We start from the raw sequence: 13,182 nt of genomic DNA on the forward strand, positions 1-13,182 counted from the left end.
CTGTGCCACCAGGCAGTAAACTATCGCCCTTTCCGCAGCAAGACAGGATAAACATCGTGAGCAGCATTAAACTGATTGTGGGGCTGGCCAACCCCGGCGCTGAATACGCCGCAACCCGCCATAACGCTGGCGCCTGGTATGTCGATTTACTGGCGAGCCGCAACAATCAGTCGTTAAAAGACGAGCCAAAGTTTTATGGCTATACCGCGCGCCTGTCGCTGGCGGGAGAAGATGTGCGCCTGCTGGTGCCCACCACTTTTATGAATCTCAGCGGCAAAGCGGTGGCGGCGATGGCGACCTTTTATCGCATTGCGCCAGAAGAGATTTTGGTAGCGCACGATGAGCTGGATTTACCGCCGGGCGTGGCGAAATTCAAGCAAGGTGGCGGCCACGGCGGCCATAACGGCCTGAAAGATATCATCAGCAAGCTGGGCAACAACAATAATTTTCACCGTTTACGCGTGGGTATTGGCCATCCTGGCGACCGCAATAAAGTGACCGGTTTCGTGCTGGGTAAGCCGCCAGCCAGCGAACAAAAGCTGATTGATGATGCCGTAGACGAAGCGGTGCGCTGCACCGAACTGTGGCTGAAAGAAGACAAGATTAAGGCGATGAACCGCCTGCACGCGTTCAAGGCGGGCTAAGGCCAATTCCCGCGCCGCAGAAGGCAATTCTGTGTATAATGCGCGAAATTTTTTGAATCTGTCGGCGCTATCCAATAGCGCTGCGCACTCAGTGAGAAAGGTAATCAGACCATGGGATTTAAATGCGGTATTGTGGGCCTGCCGAACGTCGGTAAATCCACCCTGTTCAACGCGCTGACTAAAGCGGGTATCGAAGCAGCCAACTTTCCGTTCTGCACCATCGAGCCAAACACCGGTGTGGTGCCAATGCCCGATCTGCGCCTCGATCAGCTGAGCGAGATTGTTAAGCCACAGCGCGTCGTGCCTACCACCATGGAATTCGTCGATATCGCCGGTCTGGTGAAAGGCGCGTCCAAAGGTGAAGGCCTGGGCAACCAGTTCCTGACCAACATCCGTGAAACCGAAGCCATCGGTCACGTGGTGCGCTGTTTCGAAAACGACAACATCATCCACGTTGCGGGTAAAGTTAACCCGGCGGAAGATATTGACGTGATCAACACCGAGCTGGCGCTGTCGGATCTCGACACCTGCGAACGTGCGATTCAGCGTTGCCAGAAGAAAGCCAAAGGCGGCGACAAAGATGCCAAAGCTGAGCTGGCGGCGCTGGAGAAGTGCCTGCCGCACCTGTCAGAAGCGGGCATGCTGCGCGCACTGAATCTGGATGCTGACGAGAAAGCGGCCATCCGCTACCTCAGCTTCCTGACGCTGAAGCCAACCATGTACATCGCTAACGTCAACGAAGACGGTTTCGAAAACAATCCGTACCTCGATCAGGTGCGCGCGATCGCCGAAGCCGAAGGTTCAGTGGTGGTGCCAGTGTGTGCTGCGGTTGAATCTGATATCGCTGAGCTGGAAGATGACGAGCGCGACGAGTTTATGGCTGAACTGGGCCTGGAAGAGCCGGGCCTGAACCGCGTGATCCGCGCCGGTTATGCGCTGCTCAACCTGCAAACCTACTTCACCGCAGGCGTGAAAGAAGTGCGCGCATGGACCATTCCTGTTGGAGCCACCGCGCCACAGGCGGCGGGTAAAATCCACACTGACTTCGAGAAAGGCTTTATCCGCGCTCAGACCATCGCGTTTGAAGATTTCGTTGCCTTCAAAGGCGAACAAGGTGCGAAAGAAGCCGGTAAAATGCGCTCAGAAGGTAAAGAGTACATTGTAAAAGATGGCGACGTGATGAATTTCTTGTTCAACGTCTAATCTCTTAATCGTAATAAAAAGCCCAGTTAATTAACTGGGCTTTTTTTTATAACCAAAATCTCACGTCTTTCAGGCCGCTTTGTCCGTCATCGCCACCCGCGCATCCAGCTCTTCAGGCGTTTTCAGGAATGGCGTCAATAAGCCGCTCAGAACATAAAGCCCGGCATAAATCCCCAGTACCCCGCCCGCGCCCAGCGATGAGTAGAACAGCGCGGTGATGGCAGGTGCGATAAATGCGCCCAAACCTGCGCCCAGATTCAGCACCGACATGGCCGCGCCTTTGCTGTCCGGGGCCAGCAACGGGAACAGCGCCGACAGCGGCACATAACCGGCCATGGTAATACCGCACAGGCACAGCACGAATGCCATCACATAGAAGTTATGGCCCAGCAGCTGCGGCACGGCCCAGACCAAAATCAGCACCGCGGCATAGCCAAAGCCACCGACCCACATGATGGTGGTTCGCCAGCCAAACTTATCGCCGAAGAAGCCAAAGAACAGGTTGGCGAAAATCGCCACCAGGAACACCGCCGACCACATATGCAGCCATTCGGTTTTGCTGTAGCCGAAACTGATCAGATAGAGCGGCAGGAAGGTCGCCAGGCCATATTGGGCGATGCCGTTGACCGATTTCACCACCAATCCCATCGCAATCACCGGACGCTGCAGAATGGTGATGCCTTTAATTAACTCCGCCGCGCTGAAGGGATGAATTTCTGATGCCGGTACCACGTCGCGGTTCACCCAAATGCCTAACACGGAGCCGACGACCACAAATACCATGCCGACCCACAGCACATGAATTTCGCCCATCACCGGCAATGCCAGCGAGGAGAAGAACGGACCGATGACGCTCAAACCCAGCGAGAAGGTAAACCAGAACCAACCCACTGCGGTAGAACGGCGCTCCACCGGCGTGCTGTAGTTAATCCAGATGAGAAACGAGTAGGCAAACAGCGGATAACCGATGCCGCGAATGGCATAAAACGGCAGCATCCAGGCCATGTGCATGGTCTTGAGGCCAACGCCGATAAACCCGATACTGCCGATAACAAAGGTGATCAACCCATACAGCATCACTTTGCGCGGGCCGAGGGTTTGCACCAGTACGCCGGTCACCCAGGCCGCCAGCGTCACGGTGACACCGTATGCGGTGATCAGATAAGAGGCTTGCGCGACAGACAGCCCTTTATCCACCAGCCAGATGGCAATCCACGCTTGTTCTACACCATCGCCGATCATGAATATCGCGAGGCCGATATAGCCCCAAAGCAAGTTTTTAGGCAAACCTATTTTGTCGAACATAGTTTCCCCCGTGTCAGACACTGACTGGTGGTAGTTAATAGAGGTAAGTTTTGATTTTGTTTTTATTCAGCGATGATTTTCATCAGCATGCCCTGCACTTTCAGCGCATCCTGGCTTTTAATCAGCTGATCGATTTCATCAATGCTCAGGCGATCAATAAAGCTGGAGAGCGCTTTATACATGCGAATGTTTTGCGCGCATTCGGCAACCGGATCTTCACGGCTTGGGAAGGTATCGAAATAGATCAGGCCGCTGAAGTTAACGCGTTTTGCGTAATAGATGTATTCCAGCGTCTGCATCAGATGCACAGAACCCAGCATCAATCCATCATCAAAATGACCATAACCATCATTCAGGTGGAAGCCCACCAGACGGTTTTTGCGTGCCGACTGGAACAGTGAGAATGCGGGATTCTCTTTCTTCATGATCATGTGACAGAAATCGAGGGTAATACCGAGATTGTCGGAGCCTACATCATCAATCAGCATCAGCGTTGAAGAGACATCACCAATAAAGGAGAAGGTGCGCGGTTCATACGGCTTATATTCAAAACTGAATTGCATATCCGCGTGTGCCTGGGTCACGGTCTGTAATGCGCTGACCAGCCACTCATAGGCGCGGAAGTAATCCTGCTGGAATGGATAATCATAACCATCATAGCCAAACCACAGCGTGACGGTATTGCCGCCGAGGTATTTGCACATCTCTGCGGCTTCGAGGGTAATTTCGATCGCTTTTTTACGCAGTGCGGCATCAGGATTGGTGAATTCACCCTCGATGAACTCTTTGTTATAACGCAGTGCGATGCCGCCCACCTGCAAATTGTTATCGGCGATGGTCTGTTTAATCAGCGCTTTATCCTGACCAATAAAGTGTTCCGGATAATTCAGCTCGATATGCGTTAAGCCCGCAACGCTACCCATACGCGTAATAAGATCGCAAGTATCCATATTGTTCTTCGCCGCAAACAGATCGGCTCTGGAGCGAAATGAATTTATACGTGATGAGAATTTCATTTTTTATATTACCTTTAATGGGATTTCCATGTTCTTATAAATGAGAATATTCATCAGGTAAATGCGATCAGCTAAATACTACCGCTAATAAAATAAACGGTAGATTTATAATAGTAAAAATTTTACTGCGAGTAAAATCATTGCAATACAATAAGTTAAATAGCTATTTTACTGTTAATGAAATAACAATCGCAATAACGATGCTTTTATTTTACTGTCAGTAAAATGCATCAGTAAAACGTTTTACAGCGTGTGATCCAGTTAACACTTTTCCCCTAACTGCCATGCTAGCTTAGCGACAACATTTTTAATGAGCGCGCAAAATGCATAATCGACTTAAAGGCAATGAGATATTCCTGCTGGCTCGCACCCTTGCGCCTGAGCTGGGAAAAAAGGAACGTTCAATTGCACGTTTTATTGACGACAATCCGCAGTCTTTATCTAAAATGTGCATCACTGATATTGCGAATTATCTGAATGTTAGCGTGTCGAGCATTACTAAAGTATCGAAGAAACTGGGTTTTACCGGTTTTCACGATCTGAAAATCAATATTGCCCGGCAAGTCAGCACGCAGGAAGATATCATCGATATTCCGGTAATCCCGGATTCAGAAAAATATGTCGAGCAGGTGATTGAAAGCACCTTTTTAAATTCGGTGCTGGCACTGCAGGATTCCCTGAGCGTGATTAACAGTGCCGTGATAAAAGCAGTGGCGTATCTGTTTATTAATAAACCAGAAAGCGCACGCATAGTTATTGCCGGGTGCGGTGGCTCAGGTTCTATCTGTGATGACTTCAATCATAAGCTGCTGAAGATCGGCATCTTCTCGTCGGTGTTTAGTGACAGCCACAAGCAGCTGATGACCGCCTCATTGATGCAACCCGGCGATATCCTGCTGGCGATTTCTCACTCCGGCCAAACCACGGACATTATTCAGATGGTAAAAGCGGCGAATGAGAACGGCGCAGAAACCATCTGCCTGACCAATTATCCCAACAGCCCACTGAGTTTAATTGCCCGGCACTCAATTATCTCGTCGGTTAAAAACAATCCGATTACCGGAGAGAACGCCACCACGCGCATTGTGCATCTGAATATTCTGGATGCCATCTTTACCCTTATCGCCAGCAAGACCAGCGAAAAAAGTCAGACCAGTTTACACAACACCAGAAATGCGGTTGCGTCCAAGCGCACCGCCAATTAAGGGCCGAAATGATGAAACATAATATTGTTGTTATTGGCAGTCTTAACTACGACATTCTTGTCCAGCAGGATCGCCTGCCGGAAATTGGGGAGACGTTTACCGGCAACGAATTAATGTTGATGCCGGGCGGTAAAGGGGCAAACCAGGCGGTTCAGTGCGCCAAGCTGGGACTGAACGTCAATATGGTGGGCTGTGTGGGCAATGATATTTATGGCAGCGAACTCATAAAATCACTGAATGAAAATGGGGTATCGGTAGATAACATTAGCCAGCGCGGAAAAACCTCGGGCATTGGCATCGTGCAGATTCTGGAATCCGGTGATTACTGCAGCACCATTATTAAGGGCGCAAACTACCTGATTAGCGAACCCGATATTCACGATGGGTTATTTAGCGATCGGCCACTGTTAATCCTGCAGTCAGAAATTCCCGATCGTGTGGTTGAACGTGCCATCAGCGTGGCCCGCCGTCACGATTGCCAGATTTTGCTGAACAACGCGCCAGCACGCGAAATCTCTCCGCAGGCGCTGAGTCAGGTCGATTTACTGGTGGTGAATGAGACCGAAGCCAGCTTTATGAGCAATACCGCTGTCACGTCGGTTAAGGAAGCGATGACCTGTGCGGCAGCGCTACAGCAGAAGGTGAATGGCCGGGTGATTATTACGCTGGGCGAGAAAGGCGCGGTGTTATCCGGTGATGCCGGTGCCAGACATTATCCCGCCGTGTTCTGTCCGGATGTGGTGGATACCACCGGCGCAGGGGATTCCTTTATTGGCGGCATCGCCTATTGCCTGGTGAACAACATCGATTTGGAAGAAGCGATTCCTTTCGCGGCTGAAATCAGTTCCTGCTCAATCCAGAAATATGGTGGTCAGAGTTCTTTCCCGATGCTGCCTGATGTGGCGCACGCGCTGACGCAAAATCGCCAGCGCCTGTTTGGTTGAAAAATACGGACCTGAAGCTCTGAACGGCACCTTTACAACATCAGACCATATACTTCGCAGCCTTCGTAAACGCCGATTAAGTACTGGCGCGCACCACAAAGTGCCAGTCCATCATAATGCGTTGAGCCGGCGAATCAGGTTGATCGATCTTATTCAGCAGCAAGGTAAACGCCTTGCGCCCCATATCGCGCGACGGCTGCGCCAGCGTGCTCAGCGGCGGCGTGACCATTTCGGCGAGGTCGGATCCATCAAACCCCGTCACCGCTATATCCTGCGGCACGCGCAGCCCGGCGGCATGAATGGCTGACAGCGCGCCCGCCGCTAAGGTATCCGACACGGCAAACACGGCATCTGGACGCTCGGGCGCTCTCAGCAAGGCTTCCATCGCCTGTTTACCGGCATTAAAACTCAGCTCGGTGGCGTACGTGATGGCCTGCCAGCTGCGTGCTTCATGGATAAGTTGCTGCTGATAACCCGCCTGCCGCAGCTGCGCATATTTATAGCTGAGATCGTGGTTGATTAAGGCAATACGCTGTCGTCCCCTGCCCGCCAGAAACGCCACGACGTGCTTTGATGCCTGCACATCATCAATGCCCACGCAGGAGACATCACCGGCATCGGCGTATTCCGCGCATTGCACCCACGGCGTTTCGCCAATCAGCTGCGCCAGTTCTGGCAACTTACTGAACGCATCCATAGTGATAATGCCATCCACCATTTTCCCGGCCAGCAATTGCAAACTTGAGCGGGAGCGCTCGATGTCTGAGCCAGAATTGCACAACAGAATGCGATAACTGTTTTTCTCCGCCTGCTCCTCAATGCCTTTCACCAACTCGGCGCAAAAGGGATTGGAGATATCCGACACCATCACGAGAATCATTGAGCTACGCGCAGTTCGCAACTGACGCGCTAATAAATTTGGCTGGTAATTACTCGCTTTAATAGCGTGCAGGACTTTCTCACGATTCAGCGCTTTTACCGTATCGCTGTTATTCAGCACCCGTGAAACTGTTGCCACAGAAACGCCCGCTAAGCGGGCGATTTTTTGGATGGACATGCTTGCAACTCTTGCTCAGTCAGATACTACGGAGGCTAGCATAATTTCGCGCCCGCCTTAATCATGTGAATCTGCCGCATTTAACCCCAACTGGGCGCGGATGCTGGCCGCCTGCTGCGGTTGTGCGGCAAAGTCATCGAATGTCCGTTCGGCCACCGGAATGATGTGGCGACGAATGAAGTCGGCGCCCTCACGCGCGCCAGTTTCCGCCTCTTTCAGGCAACACTCCCACTCCAGCACCGCCCACCCGGCATAATTGTACTGCGCCAGCTTGCTGAAAATGGCCGGGAAATCGATCTGTCCGTCACCGGGCGAGCGGAAGCGACCAGCACGATCTATCCAGCGCTGATAACCGCCATACACGCCGCTGCGTCCATTCAGCAGATATTCGGCATCTTTAACGTGAAAGGCCTTAATCCGCTGATGGTAGATATCGATGAACTGCAGATAATCGATATGCTGCAAGTGCAAGTGGCTGGGATCGAACAAGATGTTGCAGCGCGGGTGATTGTTCACTAACGCCAGGAAGCGTTCAAACGTCACGCCATCGTGAAGATCTTCACCAGGATGGATCTCGTAGCAGACATCAATGCCGTAGCGGTCAAACTCGTCCAGAACCGGCAGCCAGCGCCGCGCCAGCTCCGAGAAAGCTTCACTCAATAGCTGAGGATTGTGTGGCGGCCACGGATAGAGATATGGCCAGGCCAGCGAACCGGAGAACGTCGCGTGGGCCTGCAATCCCAGGTTGGCTGACGCGGCCGCTGCCAGCTTCACCGTCTGAATCGCCCACGCGGTGCGCTTTTCTTTGTCGCCACGCAAAGCGGGGGGTGCAAAACCGTCGAAGGCGCGATCGTGCGCCGGATGGACGGCAATCAGCTGGCCTTCCAGGTGCGTCGATAATTCACTGATCTGCAAGCCGTAGTTGGCCAGCAAACCCGTCACTTCATCGCAATAGGTTTGACTGGTTGCGGCGCGCGGCAGATCAAAAATTAGAGGGTGATTACAGGGTATCTGTAGCGCCTTGTAACCGAGCGCAGAGGCCCATTGCGCCAGCCCTGCCAGCGAATTAAACGGTGGCTGTTGCCCAATAAACTGCGCGAGAAAAATTCCCGGTCCTTTTAACGTTTTCACCTACACCTCCCATCAATCAAACCGCTTCATCCCGGTATTTAAAGGTGAAGAGGAAAAGAACGGCGATCGCCGCCGCGGCAATCGCGGGGATCCACCAGAATGTTGCCCAGTTTTGCGCCGTGCCCTGTCCGGCAATCAGGCGGTTATACAGCGCGCCCGAGATCTGCGAGCCCAGCAGCATGCCAATACCGTAGGTGAACATCACCACCATGCTCTGCGCCTGCCCTTTCACTTTCTCGCCGGCGATGCGGTCGGTGTAAATAAAGCCCACCACAAAAAAGAAGTCGTAACAGACACCGTGCAGCAGAATGCCCATGTAGATCAGTGCGCGGCTTTCATCGTTCATGCCCAAGGCAAACAGCGCGTAGCGCACAAACCACGCCACCATGCCGACCAGCAACATGTATTTGACGCCAAGGCGGCGGAACAGCAGCGGGATCACCAGCATGAAGACGATTTCGGACATCTGACCAAATGACATCGCGGTACTGACGTTACTCACGCCCGCATCCGCCAGCCAGGACGCGGTGTAGGCGTAATAGGTGCCGAGCGGGATGGAGATCAAGGTGGCGCAGAGAGCAAACACGAAGAAGTGACGGATTTTCAGCAGCGCAAAGGCATCCGCGCAGAACAGATCGCGCACTTTTAGCGGCATGCCTTTCGCCGGTGCAGGCGTATGCGGCAGCGTCAGACTGTAAATCGCCAATGCCACCGAGCAGATTGCGGCCAGGGTGAAAATCGCGGTACTGGAGGCGATGCCGGTAACACCAATAAAGATGCCCGCCACAATCCAGCCAATGGTGCCGAACACCCGCACCACCGGAAAACTTTTGTCACTGCTGGCCAGGCTGTGAAAGGCAATGTTGTTAGAGAGCGCCAGCGTCGGCATAAAACACAACGTATAGCCAAACAGCAAGCCAATCAGCAGCGCGCCGTTTTCGGCCACCAGCGCGCCCGGGACAAACCATAAAATCACCGCGCCCGCCAGGTTCATCACCGCCATGACTTTCTGTGAAGGGAAGAAGCGGTCAACCAACATGCCCAGCACAAAAGGCGACAGAATTGAGGCGATCGGCCCTGCTGAGAAAGCATCACCAATCAGCAATGACATGTTGTGCTGCGTCATCACCAGCCCGAGCGTTACGGACCAGCTTCCCCAAATGAAAAACTGCATGAACATCATCAATGACAAGCGGGGAATCAGCAGACGCTGCTGCCTCGCCGCGATCTCAGAACCTGTAGTTGTCGAAACCATGCTGACCTCGCGCCAAAAAGAAATCGATTACATTCCACAGTGAGAAACAAAGTAATCGATTACTTTGAGCAGTTCCTGGTGACCGATCACAATTCTTTTACAAGTGACCCGAGCACCACCGAGCGGCTTAGGCTGACAGTGATTGCACGCGCAGCCTTGCTGATTTGCACTATCCTGTGCGGGAGAGATTTTAATGACGATTCAGGGGAATGGGATGAGCGCCGATAACGAACATGAAAACAGTGCAGAAACGCTACTGCAAAGCGGGCAAGCCTGGAATGGCCAGCATATTGAACACTATCCAGCCGGTAAGCCCGAGATCACGGTGATGAAGATGACCATTCCTGCACATTCCGAGCTGCCGTGGCATACGCATCCTATGCCGAATACCGCGTATATTTTATCGGGATCGCTGACTATCGAAGACAAAGCCAGCGGCGAGACTAAAACGTTTAACGCTGGCGAAGCCTTTAATGAATCCATCGACATTGCCCATCGTGGTTTCACCACGGATCAGCGTGCCGAGCTGATTATTTTCTACGCCGGGGTTGAGGGCATGGAACTCTCTATTCCGCTGCCGGGTGAAGAAGCCGAATATTAATTATTCAGCAGCGCCTGTTTAAACGAATAGATATGCACCCGCGCCGCCTCTTCCGCTAGCTCGGCATTTCCCTGCTCCAGCGCCGCAATGATCGCTTCGTGTTCGGCGATGACTTCGTTCATGTGCGCAGCGCTGGAAAGCGTGGTGGCCCAGAAGCGCTGCGCCTGCGCGTGGATAATACTGAGAATATCGGCCAGCCGACCGTTGGCGGCGATGTCCGCCAGTACCTGATGAAATTCGCGGTCCAGCAGCATCATCTGTTCGCGATCGCGTGAGGCGCTGGCATTGGCAATGCGCTGATTCATCTCCCGCAGATAGATGATCTGCGCCGCATTGACCCGCTGCGAAGCCAGCCGCAAGCAAAGCGCCTCATTCACCAGACGCACCTCAATTAACTCCAGCGCATCATCAATTGACAGCGGCGACACCATCACGCCCTTGCGCGGGATAATCTGCAACAGCCCTTCCGTCTCCAGTCGATGCACCGCCTGATTCACCGGCGTTCTGCCCATCTCAAGATCATCCATCACCTGCGCGATATTGAGATAGTCGCCCGGTTTGTAGCGCAGCGTGATCAGCCGGTGCTTGAACGCCAGATAGGCGCGCTCGTTAAGCGAAATGCTTTTCGGGGTCGTCGGCGAGCTCACATTTTCAGCCATCACATTACTCATCACGCAAATCCTTATTAGGTAACTGAGACATATTACACAAAAACCTGGCATGAAAATGGCTAGATTGAAATCACAGTGAAATTTCACACGCATTTCTCACCTGGAGATCGATCCCATGCAATTACGGTTTACAACAGATTACGCCGATGCGGCAGTACTGGATGTTGAGATTAATCAACTTGTTATCGCGGGCTGGGTAGGACGCGATCAGGAAGCGGTGCTGCACCATATCAGGGAGCTGGAAGCGCTGGGCGTGCCCGCTCCTGGTGCAGTGCCGCTGTTTTATCGCGTCGCAACCAATCAATTAATTCAGGAAACGCAGCTAGAGGTGGTCGGCGATCAGACGTCCGGTGAAGCTGAACCCTTTGTGTTTTTCCATCGCGGCGAATATTGGGTTTCGCTGATTTCTGATCATACCGATCGTCATCTGGAAACGTTCAGTGTGGCGCTATCGAAACAGGCGTGCATCAAACCGGTGGCCGGACACGCGTGGCGCATGGCGGACGTCAAAGCGCACTGGGATCAACTGGAGCTGCGCGCCTGGATCAACGTCAACGGTGATTGGGTGACTTATCAGCAAGGCGCCCTCTCCTCGCTGCTGACGCCACTTGATCTGTTGAGCCGCTATTTTGCCGCGGGCCAGGTTGAGGAAGGTTTCGCCATGTCGTGCGGCACGCTCAGCGCCATCGGCGGGATCCGTCCTTCCAGTGAATTCCGTATGGCGCTGCACGATCCGGTGCTGAACCGCACGCTGGAACACACCTACATCACTGGCTCGCTGCCGGTTATCGCCTGAGGTTCTCTATGACAACGTTATGGCAAGCGAGCCGGCAGCTGCTCGCCGGGCAAATCAGCCCTGAAACCCCGACCCAGCATGCACTGCGTGCCATTGCAGCGGAAAGCGGAGAAGGCAAACGCGTCTACACCAAGGTATATACCGCTGCTGCGCAGCAGCAGGCCGCACAAGCCGGCGCGCGCTGGCAGCAGCAACAGCCGCGCAGCGCGATTGATGGTCTGCCCATCAGCATTAAAGATCTGTTTGATGTCGCCGGAGAAGTCACCACCGCCGGCTCCCGCTTGCTCAGTAGCGCCAGCCCAGCCACGGCGAACGCCAGCATGGTGGATCGGCTGCAGCAGGCCGGTGCCGTCATCGTTGGCAAAACCAATATGAGCGAGTTCGCCTTCACTGGCCTCGGCGTCAATCCGCATTACGGCACACCTGCCAATCCGTGGCAGCGCGCGCAGCAGCGCATTCCGGGCGGTTCCTCTTCCGGTGCGGCAGTCGCGGTGAGCGACGGCATGTGTCTGGCGGCGGTTGGCACCGATACCGGCGGTTCGGTGCGCATTCCGGCGGCGCTGTGCGGCTTAACCGGCTTCAAACCGAGCGCCAGCCGCATCGATCAACGCGGGACGCTGCCGCTGGCGGCATCGCTCGACAGCATCGGTGTGATCGCTCACGACGTGCGCAGCTGCTGGTTGCTCGATAGCGTGATCGCCGATCGGCCCCTCACAATCGATGAGCGGAATCTGTCAGAAGCGCATTTCGTTATCCCGCAGACGCGCGTGCTGGCTGGCCTTGACGAACACGTCAGCGCCGCCTGGCTGCATGCGCTTGATGTGCTGCGCGCGCAGGGCGTGAAAATCACCGAGCTGCCGCTGCCAGAGCTGGCAGAACTGGACTCCATTAACGCGCGTGGCGGCATTACCGCGTGGGAAGCCTGGCAATGGCATCAGCATTACGCCCAATCCCAGCCAGAAGCCTACGATCCGCAGGTTCTGACGCGCATTAATCGCGGCAGCTTACTGAACGAAGAGGATGCCGCCGAACTTTACCAACTGCGCGCCGACTGGAAACAGCGCGTCGAGCAGGCGGTTGCGCCTTTCGACGGCATCCTGATGCCGACGGTGCCGTTGATCGCGCCGACGCTGAGTGAGCTTGAGGATCCCGCGCGCTACATGCAGGTCAATCTGCTGATGCTGCGCAATACCAGCGTGATCAACATGCTGGATGGCTGTTCAATTTCTCTGCCTTGCCATCAGCCCGGCGCTGCGCCGGTTGGCCTGATGCTCTCTTCCACCCATGGCAACGATGCTGCGTTACTCAGCTGGGCTGCCGCGATTGAAACCACCCTGAAACGGAGTAGCTGATC

General features: G+C 54.0%; 14 protein-coding genes. 8 read left to right on the plus strand and 6 right to left on the minus strand.

The features are described 5' to 3' along the window. Nucleotides 1-56 precede the first annotated feature (56 nt). Nucleotides 57-644 carry an aminoacyl-tRNA hydrolase gene (gene pth / locus AAF463_RS11115; protein WP_008107639.1) on the plus strand — a complete coding sequence of 196 codons (588 nt, stop codon included), beginning with the start codon at nucleotides 57-59 and terminating at the stop codon, nucleotides 642-644. 111 nt (nucleotides 645-755) lie between these two features. Next, a complete protein-coding gene (ychF, locus tag AAF463_RS11120) occupies nucleotides 756-1,847 on the plus strand; it encodes a redox-regulated ATPase YchF (RefSeq protein ID WP_008107633.1) in 1,092 nt (363 codons plus the stop codon). 69 nt (nucleotides 1,848-1,916) lie between these two features. On the opposite strand, the gene AAF463_RS11125 is transcribed toward ychF, so the two are convergent. Next, a complete protein-coding gene (locus AAF463_RS11125; protein ID WP_350260730.1) occupies nucleotides 1,917-3,152 on the minus strand; it encodes an MFS transporter in 1,236 nt (411 codons plus the stop codon). 62 nt (nucleotides 3,153-3,214) lie between these two features. Continuing rightward, entirely contained in the window at nucleotides 3,215-4,168 is a 954-nt protein-coding gene (locus AAF463_RS11130) for a sugar phosphate isomerase/epimerase family protein (protein ID WP_101764104.1), read from the minus strand. A gap of 323 nt (nucleotides 4,169-4,491) precedes the next feature. Here AAF463_RS11130 and AAF463_RS11135 point away from each other — a divergent pair, with 323 nt between their 5' ends. Together AAF463_RS11135 and AAF463_RS11140 are read left to right on the plus strand one after the other, a co-directional pair. Then, nucleotides 4,492-5,373 carry an SIS domain-containing protein gene (locus tag AAF463_RS11135; protein ID WP_137385979.1) on the plus strand — a complete coding sequence of 294 codons (882 nt, stop codon included), beginning with the start codon at nucleotides 4,492-4,494 and terminating at the stop codon, nucleotides 5,371-5,373. A gap of 11 nt (nucleotides 5,374-5,384) precedes the next feature. Then, nucleotides 5,385-6,317, plus strand: coding sequence for a ribokinase (locus AAF463_RS11140; protein WP_350261990.1), 933 nt, complete (start codon nucleotides 5,385-5,387; stop codon nucleotides 6,315-6,317). A 76-nt stretch (nucleotides 6,318-6,393) separates the two neighbouring features. On the opposite strand, the gene AAF463_RS11145 is transcribed toward AAF463_RS11140, so the two are convergent. From AAF463_RS11145 to AAF463_RS11155, 3 genes are read right to left on the minus strand one after another with little or no spacing between them, the layout of a single operon-like run. Then, nucleotides 6,394-7,374, minus strand: a complete 981-nt coding sequence (locus AAF463_RS11145) for a LacI family DNA-binding transcriptional regulator (protein WP_222182639.1) — start codon at nucleotides 7,372-7,374, stop codon at nucleotides 6,394-6,396. 57 nt (nucleotides 7,375-7,431) lie between these two features. Then, on the minus strand, nucleotides 7,432-8,505 hold the full coding sequence (locus tag AAF463_RS11150; protein WP_350260731.1) for a sugar phosphate isomerase/epimerase family protein: 1,074 nt from the start codon (nucleotides 8,503-8,505) through the stop codon (nucleotides 7,432-7,434). Between the two features lie 16 nt (nucleotides 8,506-8,521). After that, nucleotides 8,522-9,697 (minus strand): MFS transporter, encoded by a 1,176-nt coding sequence (locus tag AAF463_RS11155; protein ID WP_350261991.1) that lies wholly within the window; start codon nucleotides 9,695-9,697, stop codon nucleotides 8,522-8,524. Between AAF463_RS11155 and AAF463_RS11160 the strand changes: the two genes are divergently transcribed. Further along, entirely contained in the window at nucleotides 9,678-9,803 is a 126-nt protein-coding gene (locus AAF463_RS11160) for a hypothetical protein (protein WP_350262019.1), read from the plus strand. The two genes, AAF463_RS11155 and AAF463_RS11160, sit on opposite strands and share 20 nt — an antisense overlap. A 171-nt stretch (nucleotides 9,804-9,974) precedes the next feature. Next, nucleotides 9,975-10,361 carry a cupin domain-containing protein gene (locus AAF463_RS11165; RefSeq protein ID WP_167391207.1) on the plus strand — a complete coding sequence of 129 codons (387 nt, stop codon included), beginning with the start codon at nucleotides 9,975-9,977 and terminating at the stop codon, nucleotides 10,359-10,361. On the opposite strand, the gene AAF463_RS11170 is transcribed toward AAF463_RS11165, so the two are convergent. Next, nucleotides 10,358-11,032 (minus strand): GntR family transcriptional regulator, encoded by a 675-nt coding sequence (locus AAF463_RS11170; protein WP_110866359.1) that lies wholly within the window; start codon nucleotides 11,030-11,032, stop codon nucleotides 10,358-10,360. The genes AAF463_RS11165 and AAF463_RS11170 overlap by 4 nt on opposite strands. 115 nt (nucleotides 11,033-11,147) lie before the next feature. On the opposite strand from AAF463_RS11170, the gene AAF463_RS11175 reads away from it, so the two are divergent. Beyond that, nucleotides 11,148-11,828, plus strand: coding sequence for a DUF2848 domain-containing protein (locus tag AAF463_RS11175; RefSeq protein WP_350260732.1), 681 nt, complete (start codon nucleotides 11,148-11,150; stop codon nucleotides 11,826-11,828). Nucleotides 11,829-11,836: 8 nt separating this feature from the next. Further along, entirely contained in the window at nucleotides 11,837-13,180 is a 1,344-nt protein-coding gene (locus tag AAF463_RS11180; protein ID WP_350260733.1) for an amidase, read from the plus strand. Nucleotides 13,181-13,182: the final 2 nt, after the last annotated feature.

The organism is Pantoea sp. BJ2 (genome assembly GCF_040255075.1).
GTDB lineage: Bacteria > Pseudomonadota > Gammaproteobacteria > Enterobacterales > Enterobacteriaceae > Pantoea > Pantoea leporis.